At 72.1% G+C, this 19,427-nt stretch carries 14 protein-coding genes, 1 tRNA gene and 1 pseudogene; 12 read left to right on the forward strand and 4 right to left on the reverse strand.

The window, feature by feature from the left end; translation table 11 throughout:
- Window positions 1-89 precede the first annotated feature (89 nt).
- From PZB75_RS27420 to PZB75_RS27445, 6 genes and pseudogenes are all read left to right on the forward strand, one after another.
- A complete protein-coding gene (locus PZB75_RS27420; protein ID WP_275537967.1) occupies window positions 90-2,444 on the forward strand; it encodes a phage holin family protein in 2,355 nt (784 codons plus the stop codon).
- An 83-nt stretch (window positions 2,445-2,527) separates the two neighbouring features.
- Window positions 2,528-3,910, forward strand: a complete 1,383-nt coding sequence (locus tag PZB75_RS27425) for an amino acid permease (RefSeq protein WP_275537968.1) — start codon at window positions 2,528-2,530, stop codon at window positions 3,908-3,910.
- A gap of 190 nt (window positions 3,911-4,100) precedes the next feature.
- Window positions 4,101-4,925, forward strand: coding sequence for a rod shape-determining protein (locus PZB75_RS27430; RefSeq protein ID WP_275537969.1), 825 nt, complete (start codon window positions 4,101-4,103; stop codon window positions 4,923-4,925).
- Window positions 4,926-5,005: 80 nt separating this feature from the next.
- Window positions 5,006-5,701 (forward strand): hypothetical protein, encoded by a 696-nt coding sequence (locus PZB75_RS27435; RefSeq protein ID WP_275537970.1) that lies wholly within the window; start codon window positions 5,006-5,008, stop codon window positions 5,699-5,701.
- A 56-nt stretch (window positions 5,702-5,757) separates the two neighbouring features.
- A complete protein-coding gene (gene secD, locus PZB75_RS27440; protein ID WP_275537971.1) occupies window positions 5,758-8,076 on the forward strand; it encodes a protein translocase subunit SecD in 2,319 nt (772 codons plus the stop codon).
- A 252-nt stretch (window positions 8,077-8,328) separates the two neighbouring features.
- Window positions 8,329-8,630, forward strand: a pseudogene (locus PZB75_RS27445) (4a-hydroxytetrahydrobiopterin dehydratase).
- A gap of 16 nt (window positions 8,631-8,646) precedes the next feature.
- Here the strand turns inward: PZB75_RS27445 and PZB75_RS27450 are convergent.
- The 3 genes from PZB75_RS27450 to PZB75_RS27460 form a co-directional block, all read right to left on the reverse strand.
- A complete protein-coding gene (locus PZB75_RS27450; protein ID WP_275537972.1) occupies window positions 8,647-9,606 on the reverse strand; it encodes a LysR family transcriptional regulator in 960 nt (319 codons plus the stop codon).
- A gap of 333 nt (window positions 9,607-9,939) precedes the next feature.
- The gene (locus tag PZB75_RS27455; protein WP_275537973.1) at window positions 9,940-10,776 is read right to left on the reverse strand and encodes an aldo/keto reductase; all 837 of its coding nucleotides are present in this window, start codon (window positions 10,774-10,776) and stop codon (window positions 9,940-9,942) included.
- A 133-nt stretch (window positions 10,777-10,909) separates the two neighbouring features.
- Window positions 10,910-11,794, reverse strand: a complete 885-nt coding sequence (locus tag PZB75_RS27460) for a LysR substrate-binding domain-containing protein (RefSeq protein ID WP_275537974.1) — start codon at window positions 11,792-11,794, stop codon at window positions 10,910-10,912.
- A gap of 116 nt (window positions 11,795-11,910) precedes the next feature.
- Between PZB75_RS27460 and PZB75_RS27465 the strand changes: the two genes are divergently transcribed.
- A complete protein-coding gene (locus tag PZB75_RS27465; RefSeq protein ID WP_275537975.1) occupies window positions 11,911-12,930 on the forward strand; it encodes a bile acid:sodium symporter family protein in 1,020 nt (339 codons plus the stop codon).
- A gap of 259 nt (window positions 12,931-13,189) precedes the next feature.
- Here the strand turns inward: PZB75_RS27465 and fdhD are convergent, their stop codons facing one another.
- Complete coding sequence (gene fdhD / locus PZB75_RS27470) at window positions 13,190-14,047, reverse strand: formate dehydrogenase accessory sulfurtransferase FdhD (RefSeq protein ID WP_275537976.1); 858 nt, start codon at window positions 14,045-14,047, stop codon at window positions 13,190-13,192.
- Window positions 14,048-14,236: 189 nt separating this feature from the next.
- On the opposite strand from fdhD, the gene PZB75_RS27475 reads away from it, so the two are divergent.
- The 5 genes from PZB75_RS27475 to PZB75_RS27495 all read left to right on the forward strand — a co-directional run bounded on the left by PZB75_RS27475 (window position 14,237) and on the right by PZB75_RS27495 (window position 19,413).
- Window positions 14,237-15,190 (forward strand): beta-ketoacyl-ACP synthase III, encoded by a 954-nt coding sequence (locus PZB75_RS27475; protein ID WP_275537977.1) that lies wholly within the window; start codon window positions 14,237-14,239, stop codon window positions 15,188-15,190.
- Between the two features lie 277 nt (window positions 15,191-15,467).
- Window positions 15,468-15,555, forward strand: a tRNA-Leu gene (locus PZB75_RS27480).
- A 185-nt stretch (window positions 15,556-15,740) separates the two neighbouring features.
- Complete coding sequence (locus PZB75_RS27485; protein WP_275537978.1) at window positions 15,741-16,574, forward strand: SAM-dependent methyltransferase; 834 nt, start codon at window positions 15,741-15,743, stop codon at window positions 16,572-16,574.
- Between the two features lie 272 nt (window positions 16,575-16,846).
- On the forward strand, window positions 16,847-18,139 hold the full coding sequence (locus PZB75_RS27490; protein ID WP_275537979.1) for a cytochrome P450: 1,293 nt from the start codon (window positions 16,847-16,849) through the stop codon (window positions 18,137-18,139).
- Window positions 18,136-19,413 carry a cytochrome P450 gene (locus PZB75_RS27495; protein WP_275537980.1) on the forward strand — a complete coding sequence of 426 codons (1,278 nt, stop codon included), beginning with the start codon at window positions 18,136-18,138 and terminating at the stop codon, window positions 19,411-19,413. The genes PZB75_RS27490 and PZB75_RS27495 overlap by 4 nt, the downstream gene beginning before the upstream one ends.
- Window positions 19,414-19,427 lie beyond the last annotated feature (14 nt).

Consider the following 19,427-nt stretch of genomic DNA (forward strand, 5'->3'; position numbering starts at 1 on the left):
CCTCCCCGCGCACTGTGAAAGGCTGGTGCGGGGCCCACGACGACCGGACCCCGATGTGGCGAGGCAGTGGGAACGGGCGTGAGTACGGCGTGAGTGACGGGCGATGGCGGACCGCGGGCAGAGCCCTGCTGCGCGTGATCGCGGTGTGGGCGGTCTCCACCCTGACGATGCTGGCACTCGCCGGAATCCTGCCGGACTTCCAGCTCCAGTCGGACGACGGCGACAGCGTCACCAAGATCGCGTTCACCGCGGCCTGGGGCGCGGGCGCCTTCGGACTGCTCTCCGCGCTGGTCTGGCCCGTTCTCGTACGGGCCCTGCTCATCGTGCCCGCGCTGGTCCTCGGGATGCTGGTCTTCTTCCTCAACGGCTCCCTGCTGCTGATAGCGCTGCGGCTCATCCCCGACGGGCGCGGAGCCGCCGCCCCGGAGACCGCGGTCGTCGTCGCCGCCGTGATGTCCGCCGTCGCCTCCGCCACCTCCACCGCGCTGGCGGTCCGTGACGACGACGCGTACCGGCGCAGACTCTCCCGGCTCGCCGACCGGCGTCGCCGCCGCAGCGGCGCGGACGGCGGACGCAGCGGTCCGCCGGGCACCGTGTTCATCCAGCTCGACGGGGTGGGCCACGACGTGCTGGCGAGGGCCGCCGCCGATGGTCTGATGCCCACGGTCGCCGCCTGGCTCGCGAAGGGCGGAAGCGACGGGTCGGACGGGAACGCGGGGGCGGTCCGGAACACCGTGCCGGACCGGACCGGTCACCGGCTCACACCGTGGCGCACCGACTGGTCCAGCCAGACCGGCGCCAGCCAGCTCGGCATCCTGCACGGCAGCAACTTCGACGTGCCCGCCTTCCGCTGGTACGAGAAGGAGACCGGCACCGTCATGGTCTCCAGCCGGCCCGCGAGCGCCCTCGAACTCCAGCGCAGGGCCGTCCGGCGCACCCAGGACCCCGGGCTGCTGGCCGTCGACGGGGCCAGCCGCGGCAACCTCTTCGGCGGAGGCGCCGACCAGCTCGCGCTCGTCCTGTCGATGGCCGCCAGGTTCGGCAAGGGGCGCCGCTCGCGCGCCGGGTACTTCGCGTACTTCTCCGACCCGGCCAACGCCGTTCGTACCGCACTGTCCTTCGTCGCCGAGGTGGGCCGGGAGATCTGGCAGTCGACCCGGGCCCGGCTGCGGAAGGACGAGCCCCGGATCAAGCGCGGCGGGCTCTACCCGTTCATCCGGGCGTTCGCGACCGTCGTCGAGCGCGATGTGGTGGTCGCCGCGCTGATCGGGGACATGTTCGCCGGGCGCACCGCCGTCTACGCCGACCTCGTCGCGTACGACGAGGTGGCGCACCACTCCGGGCCGCACAGCCATGACGCCGAGAAGGTGCTCGAACGCCTCGACCGCTCCCTCGCCCTCATCGCCGGGGTCGCCAGCCGCACCCCGCGCCGCTACCGCGTCGTGCTGCTCTCGGACCACGGACAGAGCCCCGGGGAGACCTTCGCGGGGGCGTACGGGCTGACGCTCAAGGACCTCGTACGGGCGGGATGCGGGCTGCCCGTGTCGCGCCGGGCCCAGCGCACCCGCAGCGGCTCCGAGGCCCGTGACGCCGTACGGATCGCCCTGCACCGGCCCGTCGCCGAGGGCGAGGCGGAACACCCCGCCAAGCCGTCCGACCCGGTCGTCCTCGCCTCAGGGAACCTCGGTCTGATCTCGTTCCCCGACATCGCGGGCCGGGCCACCAGGCAACAGCTCGACCACCGCCACCCCGCCCTGCTCAGCACCCTCGCCAACCACCCCGGCATCGGCTTCCTGCTGGTCCGCGACGAGGAGCGGGGCTCGGTGCTGCTGGCCGCAGGCGGAGCCGAGGTCCCGGTGGCGGAACTCGCCGCGCAGCGGGACGGCGAGGGGCCGCTCGCCGTCTTCGGACCCGGCGCGGCCGAAGTGGTGCGCCGCACCGACACCTTCCCGCACGTCGCCGACGTGATGGTCAACTCGATGTACGACCCCGGCACGGGCCGGGTGCACGCCTTCGAGGAACAGATCGGCTCGCACGGCGGGCTCGGCGGCGAACAGTCGCGGCCGTTCCTGCTGTGGCCCGCCGACCTCTCGGCGCCCTGCCCGGAGGGTACGGAACTGGCGGGGGCGGAGCAGGTGCACACGGTGCTGCGGCGATGGCTGCGCGAGTGCTCGGAACCACCGGTACCCACGTCCACCTCCGGCTCTTCCTCCCTCACCTCCTCCTCCTCCTCCTCCTCCGCGCCGCCGTCCGGGCCCGTCGCGGCTCGTGCGGCGGACGACACGGCCGCCGCGGCACCGGACGCGGACCTTTCGGCGGCAGCCCCGTCTCCGGCGGTAGCCCCGTCTCCGGCGGTAGCCCAGTCTCCGGCGGTAGCCCCGTCTCCGGCGGCAGACCCGACTCCGGCGGTCGAGGACCGCGCCGCGCCGGGCAAAGCGCCCTGACGCCGCGCCGTGCCGGGCGAAACGCCCCGACGTGGTGCAGCGTTTGCTGCGGGACCCCCACGGCGAGAGGTGCGCCACACCCGATGTCGACGCACGACGAACCCAGCAGGCACGCCCGGAGCTTCGGACTGCCGGTCGCCACCGCGCTGGTCATGGGCAACATCATCGGCGGCGGGATCTTCCTCCTCCCGGCGTCCGTCGCGCCCTACGGCACCATCAGCCTGGTCGCCTTCGCGGTGCTGACGGCCGGGGCGATCGCCCTCGCCCTCGTCTTCGGCCGCCTCGCCGACCGGCACCCGTGGACGGGCGGACCCTATGTGTACGCGCGCGAGGCGTTCGGAGACTTCGCGGGCTTCCTCGCCGCGTGGAGCTACTGGATCACCACCTGGGTCTCCAACGCGGCGCTCGCCGTCGCCGCGGTCGGCTACCTCGACGTACTGGTGCCCGTGCACGGCTCCACGCCGAGGACCGTCGCGGCCGTACTGGTCGTGCAGTGGCTGCCCGCCGTCACCAACCTGGCGGGCACCCGCTATGTCGGCGCCGTCCAACTCGTCTCCACCGTACTGAAGTTCGTCCCGCTGCTGCTCGTCGCGATCGGGGGACTGTTCTTCTTCGACGTGGCGAACCTCGGCCCGTTCCGGGCGACCGGCGACTCGGCGGTCGGGGCGGTCTCCGCCTCCGCCGCGATCCTGCTGTTCAGCTACCTCGGTGTGGAATCGGCGGCCGTGAGCGCGGGCGAGGTGCGCGAACCGCGGCGCAACGTCGGACGCGCCACCGTCCTCGGTGCCTGCGGCGCGGCCGTCATCTATCTGCTGGGCACACTCTCGGTGTTCGGCACCGTGCCGCACGCCGCCCTGATCGGCTCGACGGCCCCCTTCACCCAGGCGGTGAACGCCATGTTCGGCGGCGAGTGGGGCGGCACCGCCGTGGCCGTCGCGGCCCTGGTGTCGATGACCGGCGCACTCAACGGATGGACACTGCTGAGCGCCCAGACCCCCTACGCGGCGGCCCGGGACGGTCTCTTCCCCCGGATCTTCGTGCGGAAGCGACGCGGTGTCCCGACGGTGGGCGTCCTCGTCACCGTGACCCTCGCCTCGCTGCTCACGGTCTACAACTACACGGCCGGAACCGCCCGCGTCTTCGAGGTCCTGGTCCTCGTCACCACCTTCACCGCCACCGTGCCCTATCTGCTGGCGACGGCGGCGCAGCTCTACTTCCTGGCGTCCGGCGGGACACGGCGCGTCCACCGCGCCCGGCTGGTGCGCGACGCCGCACTGGTGACCGCGGCCGCCGCCTTCTCCCTGTGGCTGGTCGCCGGGGCCGGATACGCGGCGGTCTACCAGGGGGTGCTCTTCCTGTTCGTCGGGGTGCTCGTGTACGCGTGGATGGCGGCCCGCAGGACACGGGTCACCGCCTCCGGTCCGTCGGACAGGGCGACCGCGTCCGGTATCGGCGGAGACAGTTGATCCGGAGCGTCGGCTCGGGGCGGTGGGCGGCGCCGGGGTGTGCCATCCCCACAGGGCACGGAGCCTTGGATTGGGGAGAGGAGTAGCTTTCTTTGCCTCCCTATTGCATAGTGAGGGCTCGGTCATGCCTCGCTATTCGCGGGTCAATCGGTGTGTGACGGCCGCGCTGGCGGGCCGGAGGTGAGGAGCGATGCGTTCTTTGCGCGACGGGCGGCGCCATGAGCGCCCCGTACGGCCCCTCTCCGCCGTCCGGATCGGACACCGCGCGGCCACCCGAGGGCTCGCCATCGATCTCGGGAGTTCCCGGGCCCGCGCCTGGACCCCCGGACAGGGCATCGTCGCCGACCTCGGCGTGGACCCCGGCCTCGGCCGCCCCGTCCGCCGCGGTCGCATCGTCGACACCGAATCGTGCGGGCGACTGCTCAGCCGTATCGCCGACACGGCCCTGGGCGCCGACCGCAGCGACTCGGTCATCGTCGTCAGTCACCCGGTACTCGCCGGGGCCGAACACCGCTCGACCGCCAGGGACCTGATCGCCGGACTCGGTCCGACCCGGGTCGTCGTCCTCGACAGTGCCAGGGCCGCCGCCGCGTCGGCCGGACCGCGCGACGGCGGACCCCTGCTCGTCGTCGACCTCGGCGCCGAACTCACCGAGGTCACCCTCCTCGTGGACGGTTTCGTCGCCGACGCCCGCCAGGCCGAGGCCGGTCTCAGCGATCTGGACCCGGCCGTCCCGCCGACCGTTCTCGTCCGTACCGTGCTGGACATGGTCATGGCGATGTGGCAGCAGGACACGAACGGCGCGGTCCGTGGCGCGCTGCGCAGGGGCCCGCTGCTCACCGGTGGCGGCGCGCTGCGCCCCGACCTCACCAACCGCATCGCACTCCGCCTCGGCGTACCGGTCCGGCTCGCCGACGATCCCGCGACCACGGTCGTGCGCGGCGCCGGGCTGATACTCAGCTCCGTGCTGCGCCACGCCGGTTCGGCACCGGCCCTGCCCGGCCGAGCGCGGTGACCCCCCACCCGGGGCCGCCCCGGGGGAACGCACCCCAGCGGGGGCGGCCGGACGATCCGGTACGCGGGAACCGGCCCGCGATGGAGACGGGAACGCTCGGCCGCCGTCGGGCCCGGCCCGCCGCGGAAGCCGCAGTGCCCGGCTGCCCTTCGGCCCGGCCGGCCCGTCGGAAACGTCCCCCGGCGCGGGCCGGAGCGCCCGGCCGCCGTCGGGCCCGGCCCGCCGCGTGGGCCGGGCCGCCCTGTCGCCCGGCGGGCCGGTACGGACACGCCCTGGCCGTCCTCGCCCTCGTCCTCCTCACCCTGGTCGGCGGCGCCCCCACCGGGGCCGTCCCGGTCCGGGCCCTCATGGACGCCGCGGCGTCCGCCGCCTACGAGCCGGGTGGCCACCCTCCCGTCCAGCACACCGACCGGACCCTGCGTGTCGGCAACGCCCCGGAGCCCCGGCGGGCCCGTGCGGCCACCTCCGCCGCCGCCACCGACGGCGACCGCCCCCGCGTACCGTCCGCACCACGGGCCGCCACCGCCCACGCCCCGGCCCCGCACGAGACCCCCACCACGTCCACCGCCGCCCTGCCGCCGCCCACGACCGGTGTGCTCGTCCCGGTCACCGCCCCGGACCGGCCCACGGGCGGGCTCGTCGCCGTGCCCGACCGGTTCCGGGCCGCGCTTCCCGGCGTACGCGGACCTCCTCGCGCGACCGTCCGGCATCGCGTCCGACCGTCCCGCCCCACAGACCTGCCGCCCCGCCTTCGGCGTACCCGGGCCAGGGCCTGAGCTCCGGCTCCGCCCCTCCCGGCCGACGGCGGCCGGCGCCTCCCGGAGGAACCCGCATGACTCGCGCCACCACGGTGCGAGCGGTTCTGGCTGCCGCCGTACTGCTCGTCTCCGTGCTCATCACGCTGACCATGTCACCCAGACTCGGCCTCGACCTTCAGGGCGGCACCAGGATGGTGCTCCAGGCCAAGGACTCGGACACGGCCAAGGCCGACCGGGACAGCACCGACCGCACCCTGGAGGTGCTGCGTCAGCGCATCGACTCCCTCGGAGTCGCCGAACCGACCCTGACCCGCTCCGGCGAGGACCGGATCATCGTCGAACTGCCCGACGTGCAGGACCCGCGCAAGGCCGCCGAGGTCATCGGCAAGACCGCCCAGCTCAGTTTCCACGCGGTACAGGGCCCCGGCGCGGAACCGCCCGAAGCCGACAAGCCGGCCACCGGCGAGGCCGGCGCCGGCCGTACCCTGCCCGACGAACAGGGCCGTCGGCTCGCCCTCGGCCCGGTGAAGCTGTCCGGCGCGGGCGTCAAGGACGCCACCGCCAACTTCGACGCCCAGCAGGGCGCCGGCTGGACCGTCTCCCTCGACTTCCACAAGAGCGCGGGCCGGGAATGGACGAAGCTCACCGGCGAAGCCGCCTGCAACCCGGTCCAGGACGACCGGCGCCGGGTCGCGATCGTCCTCGACGACAAGATCATCTCCTCGCCGCAGGTCGATCAGTCGATCGGCTGCAAGGTCGGCCTGCCGTCCGGCTCCACGCAGATCACCGGCTCGTTCAGTGCCAACGAGGCCCGCGACCTCGCCCTCCTCATCAAGGGCGGAGCGCTGCCGCTGCCCGTCGAGATCGTCGAACAGCGGACCGTCGGCCCGACACTCGGCGCGGCCGCCATCGACGCCAGCGCCCAGGCCGCCCTCATCGGCGCCGCCGCCACCGCGCTCTTCATCATCCTCATCTACCGCTTCTTCGGCGCCCTCGCCGCCGTCGCCCTCGCCGCCTACGGCGTGATCTCGTACGCGGCACTCGTCGCCCTCGGCGTCACCCTCACCCTGCCGGGCCTCGCCGGGTTCGTCCTCGCCATCGGCATGGCCGTCGACGCCAACGTGCTGGTCTTCGAACGGGCCAGGGAGGAGTACGCGGCACATCCCAACCGCACCCTGCGCTCCGCGATGACCGCCGGATTCCGTAACGCCTGGAGCGCCGTCGCCGACTCCAACGTCACCACACTGATCGCCGCGGGGCTGCTCTTCTTCCTCGGCTCGGGATCGGTGAAGGGCTTCGGGGTCACGCTCGCCATCGGTGTCATCGCCTCGATGTTCTCCGCACTCGTCATCGCCCGAGCCCTCACCGAGATCGCGTCGAGCTCCCGGTTCGTCACCACCCGCTCGGGCGTCAACGGAATCGCCCGCCCCGGCCGGGTACGCACCTGGCTGGCCCGGCGCGACCCACAGCTGTTCCGCAGACCGAACCGCTGGCTGCTGATCTCGGCGGCACTGATCGTCGTCGCGGTGCTCGGCATCGTGGTGCGCGGGGTCAACTTCGGCGTCGAATTCACCGGCGGCCGGCTCGTCGAGTACTCCACCAGCAGGCCCGTCGACGTCGAGACCGCCCGCTCCGCCCTGTCGGGCGCGGGCTTCGGTGACGCGGAGGTCACCACGGCGGGCGCGGGCGACCTCTCCGTACGCACCGGAAAGCTCGACAACGAAGCGGAACACACCCTGCGCGCCGCGCTCGCGGCCGAGGGCGGCGAGACCACCAAGATCCGGGACGAGCTCATCGGCCCCAGCCTCGGCGACGAACTCCGGCGCAACGCCCTGATCGCCCTGGCCGTCGCCGTCGTCTTCCAACTGGCCTATCTCGCCATCCGGTTCCGCTGGACCTTCGCCGTGGCCTCCGTCGGAGCCCTCGTGCACGACGTGATCATCCTCGTCGGCGCGTTCGCCTGGCTCGGCCGGACCGTCGACGGGATCTTCCTCGCGTCCCTGCTCACCGTCATCGGCTACTCCGTCAACGACTCGGTGGTGGTCTTCGACCGGGTCAGGGAACTGTGGGCGAAGAACCCACGCGCCTCCCTCACGACGGTGGCCAACCGCGCGGTGATCCAGACGGTGCCCAGAACCGTCAACACCGGCATGGGCGCCCTCTTCATCCTGGTGGCCCTCGCCGTGCTGGGCGGCGACTCTCTGGAGGACTTCGCACTCGCGCTGCTGATCGGCATCTGCGTGGGTACGTACTCCTCGGTCATGACCGCCGTGCCCGGAGCGCTCGCCCTGGAGAGGACCGGCCGGACGCCGCCCCCGGGCCGCGACCGGGCAGCGGGACGCCGCACCGGCACCAAGCGCCGCGACCCGCTGGACAACGGGGCCCGCGTCTAGGGCCTTTCGTCCGGATCGGTCCGGACCCGCGCCGGGCCCCGGTCACCCGTCCGCCCTCGCGTCACGGAGCCGGTGACGCGAGGGCGGACACCGGGTACCTGCCGTCCGGTCCAGGACGAGTGCCGGGGTTTACGGGCCGGGGCCGCACCGCACCGGCCCCGCCCCGTGTCGGGCGCGACGGCTGCCACGGCTGCCACGGCAGGACCGTGATCTCACGGGCGTCGCGCACCGCCCCCCGGAAGGAGCCGCCCCATGCCCGCCGAACCCCTCTCCCCGGACGAGGCCGACGGACAGCTGGGTGAACTGCCCGACTCGAAGCGGGAGGGTGGCCGGAGCGCCCGCGCCCACCGCCTCCCCTCGCACCTCGCGCAGCCGCGTTCACCCTGCACATCGCCCGGATTCAGGACGAGCTGGGCCACCACTGCGACTCGACGCTCCGTTACGACACCGCCGCTCTGTCCGTCCACACCCACGACGCGGGTGGTGCCGTCACCGAACGGGACCTGACACTCGCCGCGCGGGTCCCGGAGATCGCGCCGGGGTGCGCGCGATGACTCCCCGGGCGACCGGTCAGGACGACGCCTCGACAGGATGCGCGGCGAGCCAGCGCGTGTAACTCTCACTGCGCTCCACCGCCTCCGCGTACGCGGCGCGGGTGTGCCCGCACACCGCGGTGGCCGCCGCGTCCGCGACCGGTGAGCGCGGATGCCACCCCAGCAGGTGCCGCCAGCTGAGCGGCGACTCCACGAGGGGGCGGGTCACCAGGCCGGGCGTCGGCGGGAACGTCGCCCGGCACAGCCCGACCGCCCGGCCCACCTGCACCAGATGGACCATGGACGCCGTGTCCGTCTCGTACACCGACACCGGGCTGAAGCCGGCCCGCGCGCACGCCGCGACGAAACAGTCCGCGAAACAGCCCTCACCGGGCACGTCCGCCCAGCACTCGTCCGCCAGCGAGGACAGCTCCAACTCCGGCTGCGCGGCCAGCGGATGGCTCTCGGGCAGCATCACGAACACCGGGTCCACGCCGACGACCTGCCAGGTCAGCCGGTCCGCCGCCGGGGGCGGACTCTCCCCGCACGTACCGATCAGCGCGAAGTCGAGCCGTCCGTCGACCAGCAGCGAGGCGATCTCCGCCACCGACCAGGAGGTGTACGTCGATACGGGCGCCGTCGGATGCGCGTCGGCCAGCCGGTCCACGAGCCCGCCGAGCAGCGGTCCGTGCGTCCCACCGAGGCGGAACCGCTCCATGTTCGCCCACGCGTTGGCGAACCGCACGGCCTCCTCCTGCAGTTCGCTCACCGCGGGCAGCACCACCCTGGCCCGTTCGAGCACCAGCTCCCCGAGGAGGGTCGGCCGCGCCCCGGTGTGGTCACGGTCGAAGAGCGGACCGCCCAGCGCCTTCTCGATCCGCCGCAACTGAGCGCTGAGAGCGGGCTGGGCGAGGCCCAGCGCGGCAGCCGCCTTGGTGAGGCTGCCCGTTTCCGCGATGGCACGTACGGTCCGTAGATGGCGTAACTCCAGCTCCATAACGGCACGTTATGGGTCGGGAGCGCTACCGGCAATATGCCTGCACGCTTTCGTTCCACGGGCCTGTGGACGCGACGTACACCGATACGCGTACTGGACCGCACCACCGGGGAGCGGTATAGGGACGCCGGAGGGGAGCGTGCCAAGGGCCCTCCGTCGGACCGCCGGAGTTCCTTCCTCGGGTCCCGGGCGTCATCGTCATCGGGGGGTGATGCCCGCCCGCGCACCGGGCGCGCATGCCACCGCCGCCCGGTGGGGGAGCCGGGCGGCGGTGGAGGTCCGGCCGTGAGGGCCGGCCGAACAGGTCGGCCGGTCACGGCCGTACGGATGCGCTCAGACGCCGAAGTTCGCCGTCGCCGGGTCCGCGCCGGTGCGCTTGCCCTCGTCCAGGGCGGCGAACGCGGCCAGGTCGTCGGCGTCCAGCTCGAAGTCGAACACGTCGATGTTCTCCGCGATCCGCGACGGCGTCACGGACTTCGGAATCACGACGTTGCCGAGCTGGAGGTGCCAGCGCAGCACCACCTGGGCGGGGGTGCGGCCGTGCTTCCTGGCGACCGCGACGACCGTCGGGACCTCCAGGAGACCCTTGCCGGAGCCGAGCGGCGACCACGCCTCGGTCGCGATGCCGTGCTCGGCGTGCAGGGCGCGGGACTCGCCCTGCTGGAGCTGCGGGTGGAGCTCGATCTGGTTGATCACGGGGACCACGGAGGTCTCACCGAGCAGCCGGTTCAGGTGCTCGGGAAGGAAGTTGGAGACTCCGATGGACTTGGCGCGGCCGTCCGCGTACAGCTTCTCCAGCGCCTTGTACGTTTCCACGTACGCGTCCTTCGCGGGCGCCGGCCAGTGGATCAGATAGAGATCGACGTAGTCGAGCCCCAGCTTGGCCAGGGAGGTGTCGAACGCCCGCAGGGTCGAGTCGTGGCCCTGATCGCTGTTCCACACCTTCGTGGTGACGAAAAGCTCCTCACGAGCGACACCGGAGGCCGCGACGGCCTTGCCCGTGCCCTCTTCGTTTCCGTAGATGGCGGCGGTGTCGATGCTCCGGTACCCGGACTCGATGGCCGTCGCGACCGCCTTGGCGGCCTCGTCGTCCGGCACCTGCCAGACGCCGAAACCGAGCTGCGGCATCTCGACGCCGTTGTTCAGGGTGATGGAGGGGACCTTGCTCACGAGCGGTCGATCCTTACGTCGTCGGTTCGGTTCTCCCACCGTCAACGATCAACGCCCCCCACACATTCCCGGGCGGCCCCCCGGCCCCGGACGTGGCGCCCCCGCCCGGGTCCGCCGTCCTTCCCCGACACCGTCACGCGCGGTCCGGGCCGTCGCCTCCCCGGTTCAGCCGGTCGCCGCCCGCCAGGATCGCCGCGGCCAGCGCGTCCGCCGCCTCCTGCGCACCGTCCCGGCGTCGGCCGTGCAGCAGGACGAAGTCGACATCGCCCAGCTCGGGCAGGCCCGCCCGGCCCGGCACCGGCACCAGGCCCGGCGGGATCAGCCCCCGGGTGTGCGCCATCACCCCCAGTCCCGCGCGGGCCGCCGCGATCAGCCCGCTGAGGCTGCCGCTCGTACAGGCCACCCGCCACGCCCTGCCGTGCTCCTCCAGGACTTCCATCGCGCGGGCCCGGGTGATGCCCGGCGGCGGGTACACGATCAGTGGCACCGGGCGCTCGGGATCGATCCGCAGCCGGGGCGCGCCGATCCAGGTCAGGGTGTCCCGCCGGACCAGCTCGCCGTGCGTGTCCCCGGACCGCCGCTTGGCGAGGACCAGATCGAGCCCGCCGGCCGCCAGCCGCTGATGCAGCGTCCCGGACAGCTCCACCGTCAGCACCAGCTCGACCTCGGGATGGTCGTGGCGGAACGACTCCAGGATCTCCGGGAGCCGGGTGAGCACGAAGTCCTCGGACGCGCCGAACCGGAGCCGCCCGCGCAGCCGGGTCCCGGTGAAGTACGCCGTCGCGCGCTCCTGGGCCCGGAGGATCGTCCGGGCGAAGCCCAGCATCGCCTCGCCGTCCTCGGTGAGGTCCACCCGGTGGGTGTCCCGCGCGAACAGGGGCCGCCCGGTCGCGTCCTCCAGCCGGCGCACATGCTGGCTCACCGTGGACTGCCGGACACCGAGCCGCCGGGCCGCCTGGGTGAAGTTCAGGGTCTGGGCGACCGCCAGGAACGTCCGCAACTGCGTGGGGTCGTACACGCCGCCAGGTTATCGCGGACCGTGATCACAGTCAGAGCGCTATGCCGGATTCCCGATCGGGACGTTCCGGCGCAGGATGGGGCGGGTCCGACCGACCGAGAGAGCATGTGGAGCACATGAGCCGCCGCACCCCCCGCCCGCCGTCCTGGCTGCCGATCGATCCGTACGTCCTGGCGTTGATCGGCACGGTGGTGCTCGCCGCGCTGCTGCCGGCCTCGGGTTCCGCCGCCGAAGCGGTCGGCGGTGCGTCCACCGGAGCGGTCGCCCTCCTCTTCTTCCTCTACGGGGCCCGCCTCTCGACCGGAGAGGCACTGGACGGTCTGAAGCACTGGCGGCTGCATCTGACCGTCCTGGCGGGCACCTTCCTGGTGTTCCCACTGCTGGGTCTGGCGGCCAGGGGACTGGTGCCCCATGTGCTGACCCCGCAGCTCCACACCGGCTTCCTCTTCCTCTGCCTGGTCCCCTCGACCGTCCAGTCCTCGATCGCCTTCACCTCGATCGCCCGGGGCAACGTGCCCGCCGCGATCTGCGCGGGCTCGTTCTCCAGCCTCGCCGGAATCGTCCTCACCCCGCTGCTCGCCGCCCTGCTGCTCGGCGACAGCGGCGGCGGCCTGTCGGCCGACTCGCTGCTGCGGATCGTGGTGCGGCTGCTGGTGCCGTTCCTCGCCGGGCAGCTGCTGCGCCGGTGGATCGGCGGTTTCGTCGGCCGGCACAGGAAGATCCTCGGCCTGGTCGACCGCGGGTCCATCCTGCTGGTCGTGTACACGGCGTTCAGCGAGGGCATGGTGGCGGGCGTCTGGCACCAGGTGACCCCGGCCAGGCTCGGAGGGCTGCTGGCGGCCGAGGCGGTCCTGCTCGCGCTGATGCTCTCGCTCACCTGGTACGGCGCGAAGCGGCTGGGCTTCGACCGGGAGGACCGGATCGCCGTGCAGTTCGCCGGCTCGAAGAAGAGCCTCGCCGCGGGGCTGCCGATGGCGAGCGTGCTGTTCGGCGCCCAGGCCGGCCTTGCCGTGCTGCCGCTGATGCTCTTCCACCAGATGCAGCTGATGGTGTGCGCGGTGATCGCGAAGCGGCGCTCGCGGGACCCGCTGCCCGAGCCCGCGGCCACCCCGGACACGGCCGTCACGGTCGGCTGACGGGTCCGGGCCCCGGGCTGTCCCGGACGCGGCCGTCGGGGCCCGGTCGCCTCGGACGCGGTCACGGTCCCGGCCGGCCCGGACGCGGCTCCTGGTGGGAACCGGGTCGCCCGCCGACCGGGCCGGGTTCCTCGCCACGCTGACGGCCCTCGCCGGCCCGGAGGTCGTCTGCGGATGACCGGCCGGCGCCGCGCGGAACGCGGATGTCGGCGGTCCGGTGCGCGGAACCCGGCCGGGCGGACCGCGAAGGGCGCCCGTGTCAGGCCCGGCCGGCCGTCGTCCCCGCCGGTTCCAGGGCGATGCGGTGCTCGCCCGCGTACACGTTCATGGACGGGCCGCGCAGGAAGCCGATCAGGGTCAGACCCGTCTCGGCCGCCAGGTCGACCGCGAGGGACGAGGGCGCCGACACCGCCGCGAGTACGGGGATACCGGCCATCACCGCCTTCTGCGCCAGCTCGAACGAGGCGCGGCCCGACACCAGCAGGACCACCCGGGACAACGGCAGCCGGCCGTCGGTCAGCGCCCGCCCGACGAGCTTGTCCACCGCGTTGTGGCGGCCTACGTCCTCCCGCACGTCGAGCAGTTCCCCGGACTCGGAGAACAGCGCCGCCGCGTGCAGGCCACCGGTACGGTCGAACACCTGCTGGGCCTTCCGCAGCCGGTCGGGCAGCGCGGACAGCAACTCGGGCGTGACCCTGAGCGGGGGAGTGTCGGCCACCGGATGGCGGGTGGTGGTGCGGACCGCGTCCAGGCTGGCCTTGCCGCACAGACCGCAGGAGGACGTGGTGTACACATTGCGCTCAAGGGTGATGTCCGGGACCGGGACGCCGGGCGCCAGCCGCACGTCCACCACGTTGTACGTGTTGACGCCTTCGGCGGTCGCCCCGGCGCAGTACACGATGGACCGCACCTGGGACCCGTCGCCGATCACGCCCTCGCTCACCAGGAATCCGGCGGCGAGCGCGAAGTCGTCGCCCGGGGTGCGCATGGTGATCGCCAGTGGCCTGCCGTTCAGCCGGATCTCCAGCGGTTCCTCCGCGACGAGCGTGTCGGGGCGGGTGGAGACCGCGCCGTCGCGTATACGGAGGGTGCTGCGGCGTGCGGTGACTCGGCCCATGTGGATCAGTCCAGCCCTTCGAAGGGGTACGTCGGTCGGTCAATATCGACAATATGTGGATCGGTCGCCGAGGCTGTGGTCAAGGCTCCAACCGATCGCCCGTATTCCTGTCGGAACACGTACCCGCGTACCGGACGGTAGCGACCAAGACTGGATGACTCCAGCCTTACGCAGCGAGGGGACCCTTACATGACCGGCTCACGTGTGGTGGCACTCGGCCACTACCAGCCCGCCAAGGTGCTCACCAATGCCGACCTGGCCGCCATCGTCGACACGAGTGACGAGTGGATCGTCAGCAGGGTCGGCATCAGGACCCGCCATGTGGGTGGTCCCGACGAGCCGGTGGACGAACTCGCCGCGCACGCGGCGGCCAAGGCACTCGCCTCGGCCGGGCTGTCACCCGGCGACATCGACATGGTGCTCGTCGCCACCTCCACCGCGATCGACCGCTCCCCGAGCATGTCGGCCCGGGTCGCGGCCAGGCTCGGCATGGGGTCACCCGCGCTGATGGACATCAACGTCGTCTGCTCCGGCTTCACGCACGCGCTGGCCACCGCCGACCACGCCGTACGGGCGGGGGCGGCGAGCCGGGTCCTGGTGATCGGCGCCGACAAGATGGCCGACATCGCCGACTGGAGCGACCGGTCCACCTGCGTCCTGCTCGGCGACGGCGCCGGCGCCGCGGTCGTCGTGGCGGACGAGGGCGACGCGGCTGAGCTGCCCGGGATCGGCCCGGTCCTGTGGGGCTCGGTGCCCGGGATGGGCCGTGCGGTACGCATCGAGGGAACGCCCCCGCGGTTCGCCCAGGAGGGGCAGTCGGTGTACCGCTGGGCGACCACCCAGCTGCCGCCCATCGCCCGCAAGGTCTGCGAGCGGGCGGGTGTAGCGCCCGAGGAGCTCGGCGCGGTGGTGCTGCACCAGGCCAACCTGCGGATCATCGAACCGATCGCCCGCAAGATCGGTGCGGTCAACGCGGTCATCGCCCGTGACGTGGTCGACTCGGGCAACACGTCCGCCGCGTCGATCCCGATGGCCCTGTCCAAGCTCGTCGAACGCGGCGAGATCTCCACCGGCGCCCCGGTGCTCCTCTTCGGCTTCGGCGGCAACCTCTCGTACGCGGGCCAGGTGATCCGCTGCCCGTGAACCCGGACGCCCGGGGCACGCCCTCCTGCCGAGGCGCCTCGCCCGTCGGCCCGCCAGGTGTTCGCGCGCCGGGGCGGAGCGACACCCGCCGGAGGTCCGTCGCTGCGGGTGCCCTCATCGAGACACGGTGTGACACCCTCGCGCGGCGCTCGCCGGGCCACTGCGCGAAGTCCCTCCGCGCCCCGCTGACCACGGGATATGCGGGTGAACGCGGCATCGAACCCCTGGTATTGTTGTCCATGTCGCCGCGGGGAACACGCCGTGAACGACACACCCGGTCCGGGTGGCGGAATGGCAGACGCGCTAGCTTGAGGTGCTAGTGCCCTTTATCGGGCGTGGGGGTTCAAGTCCCCCCTCGGACACCAGCACAGACCCCTGTTGATCAGGGGTTTTTTGCTTTTCCGGGAGAGCCGTCGGGTGGTCGGCGGAGGCGGAGTTCCGGACAGGTGGCCGTGATTACCGGCCAACCAGCTCTACACCCCGTGACTGACGATCACCTACAGGTACGTTGTGGCCAGTACCGATCAAGGTCACGCTCAGGAGGGCTGCCGTGAGTGAGCAGCAGTTGCCCACCGTCCCACCGGCCTCACCGGTGGACCGGATCGACACCAGCAAGCCCCATCCCGCGCGGGTGTACGACTGGTTTCTCGGCGGCAAGGACAACTATCTGGTCGACGAGGAACTGGGCAGCCGGATCGCCGCGATCGCGCCGGACGTCAAGCGGTTCGCATGCCAGAACCGGTGGTTCATGCACCGCGTCGTGCGCCGGCTCTCCGGGGAGGGCGGGGTGCGGCAGTTCCTCGACATCGGGTCCGGCATTCCGACCGAGCCCAATCTGCACCAGATCGCCCAGGGCGCGGCGCCGGGAGTACGTGTCGTGTACGTCGACAACGACCCCATCGTGCTCGCCCACTCCGAGGCGCTGTTGGACGGGACGCCCGAGGGGGTGACGAGGTACTTCGAGGCCGATGTGCGCGAGCCGGAGCGGATTCTCGAACTCGCCTCCCACGTCATCGACTTCGGACAGCCCGTCGCTCTGTCACTGATCGCGCTGCTGCATTTCGTCGGCGACGACGACGGTGCGTACGACCTGGTCGCGCGGCTGGTGGCGGGGCTTCCGTCGGGCAGCTGTCTGGCGCTCTCCCAGCTCACCGACGACTTCGACGCCGAGAACGTGGGCAAGGGGGTCGCGTCGTACGCGTCGAGCGGGGTGCCGCTCGTTCCGCGCTCGCACGCCGGGGTGAGCCGGTTCTTCGAAGGGCTGGAGCTGGTCGATCCCGGGGTGGTGTCGCTGAGCGACTGGCATCCGGAACTCGCTCTCCGGCACATGCCCGCCGAGACGGGGCCGGTGCCGCTGTACGGCGGCGTGGGGCGCAAGCCGTAACGTCCGTGGCCCGGTGGTGGGGGTCGTGGTGGCCGAGGGGCGGACGTGATGTCCGGGGGCATGGGCCTGGCTGGTCGGCAGCCTGGCGGTCCGGCTTGGATTCAGCCCCCTTTGTGATCAAAACCGCTTCGATGTAGTGGTTTTGTGATCGCGAAAGTAAGGGAAATGAATGTGTTCGGTATCGATCGGGTCACTCAACGTCCCTATAGTGGAACCGCATTGATCAGGCGACCGTATGTGCGCGAAGCCGCCCCCACACAGGAGTCAGCACGATGACGACCCCCCCTTCCGCCGTGCCCACCGCCGCATCCCGGGGGGAGTGTCCGGTAGGTGGAGGCAGGGGCGCCGTGCCCCTCGGCGATCCCGAACTGCACTCCGACCCCACGGAGTTCTACCGCGACCTGCGCCGTGACCACGGCCCGGTGGTGCCCGTCGAGCTGCCCGGTGGTTTACCCGCCTGGCTCGTCATCGGCTACCGGGAGCTTCACCAGGTCACCACCGAGGCGCAGTTGTTTCCACGGGACGTGTCCCTGTGGAACCAGTGGGAGCACGTGCCCGAGGACTGGCCGCTTCTGCCGATGGTCGGTCGCCCGATGCCCTCCATCTACTTCACCGCGGGGGCCGAGCACCGGCGCCACTCCGAGATGGTGGGTCCGGCCCTCGACCGGGTGGACCCATTCGAACTTCGCACCCACTGCGAGGAGTTGGCCGACCGGCTGATCGACGCCTTCTGCGACCGGGGCACCGCCGACCTGGTGAGCGACTTCGCCGTGCTGCTCCCCGTCCTGACACTCGCCCGGATCGTCGGCTTCTCCGACGTCGACGGACCGCGTATCGCCCGGATGCTCAACGACCTGGCCGACGGCGGCCCCGGCGCCCAGCAGGCCCATGTCCTCCTCGTCGAGCACCTCCAGCACCTGGTGACGGCCAAGCGGGCCGCCCCGGGGAACGACGTGGCGTCCTGGATGCTGGCCCACCCGGAACCCTTCACCGACGAGGAGTACGCGCTCGACCTGATGGCCGTCACGGCGGCCGGCCACCTGCCCACCGCCGACTGGATCGGCAACTCGATGCGGCTGATGCTCACCGACGACCAGTTCGCCGTCGCCCTCTCGGGCGGCCGGCACAGTGTCCCCGAGGCCATGAACGAGGTCCTGTGGGAGGACGCGCCCACCCAGATCCTCGCCGGGCGATGGGCCGCCCGCGACACCCGCCTCGGCAACCGCTCGATCCGCGCCGGGGACATGCTGCTGCTCGGACTCGGCGCGGCCAACGTCGACCCGCACATCCGTCAGCACGTGCAGCCCGCCGGGGTGTCCGGTCAGGGCCTCAACAACGCCCACCTGGCGTTCAGTCACGGCGAGTACCGGTGCCCCTTCCCGGCTCAGGAGATCGCCGAGATCATCGCCCGTACCGGTATCGAGGTACTGCTCGACCGACTGCCCGACCTCGACCTCGCGGTCCCCGCCGAGACGCTGGTGCGTCGGCGGTCCGCCTTCTTGCGTGGAATGACTTCGCTGCCCGTCCGGTTCACCCCCGTACGCACGACAGGAGACCACCCATGAACTGCCCTCATGCCGCCGCCAGGGAAGCCGCTTCCGGCGTAGCGCTCGCCGAGCCCGCGAGCGGCCCCCTGGTCATCGATCCTCTGGTGCGGGATCTGGACGGTGAGACGGCGGCACTGTGCGGTGCCGGGGTGCTGACCAGGATCGAACTGCTGGGTGTCCAGGCATGGACGGTCACCCGGCACGCCGAGGCGCGTCAACTCCTGGTCGATCCACGCCTGGTGAAGGACATCAACGCCTGGGGTCTCTGGCAGAGCGGAGCCGTCACCGACTCCTGGCCACTGATCGGCATGATCGACACGGGCCGCTCCATGTTCACCGTGGACGGCGCGGAGCACCGGCGGCTACGGAACAAGGTCGCCCAGGCGATCACACCGCGTCGGCTGGAGGCGATACGCCCGGAGATCGAGAGACTTACCGGGGAACTGCTGGACGACCTCGCCGAACAGGGCGCGGACGGCCAACCGGTGGACCTTAAAGCGGTGTTCGCCCAGCCGCTCCCGATGCGCATCGTCGGCGGGCTGATGGGTGTGGACCAGGCTGAGCACCCCAGGCTGATGACGATGTACGAAGCGTTCTTCTCCATGCTCACCCCGCAGGACGAGCGCCTGGCCGTCTTTGATGAACTACACGAATTCTACGTCGAGTTGGTGCGGGAAAAGACCGCAAGCCCCACCGACGACCTCACCAGCGCGCTGATCCTCGCGGAGGAGGGCGGCGAACCCCTCACCGAGGAGGAGGTCGTCGGCAATCTGAAGGCCATGGTCGCGGCCGGACACGAGACCACGATCGGGCTGATCCTCAACGCCGTACGCGCCCTGCTCGGCCGTCCCGACCAGCTGCGGAAGGTCCTCGACGGCGAGATTCCGTGGGAGGCGGTGATCGAGGAGACGCTGCGCTGGGACACCCCGACGACACATCTGCTGATGCGGTTCGCCACGGAGGACATCCAGGTGGGCGACCAGGTGATCGCCAAGGGCGAGGGACTGGTGGTCTCCTACCGGGCGATCGGCCGGGACGCGGGGCAGCACGGCCCGGACGCGGACGACTTCGACGTCACCCGTCCCCTGCCCATCCGGCACATGACCTTCGGCCACGGTCCGCACATCTGCCCCGGCGCCGCGCTCTCCCGGCTGGAGGCGTCGATCGCCCTGCCGGCGCTCTTCTCGCGCTTCCCGGGGCTGCGCCTCGCCGTTCCGCCCGAGGAGGTCAGGAACCTGCCGGTTCTCACACAGAACGACATGGACGCTCTCCCGATCCTGTTGACCCCTTGACCCCTTGACCCCTT

It is taken from the genome of Streptomyces sp. AM 4-1-1, assembly GCF_029167625.1.
Classification (GTDB): Bacteria; Actinomycetota; Actinomycetes; order Streptomycetales; family Streptomycetaceae; genus Streptomyces.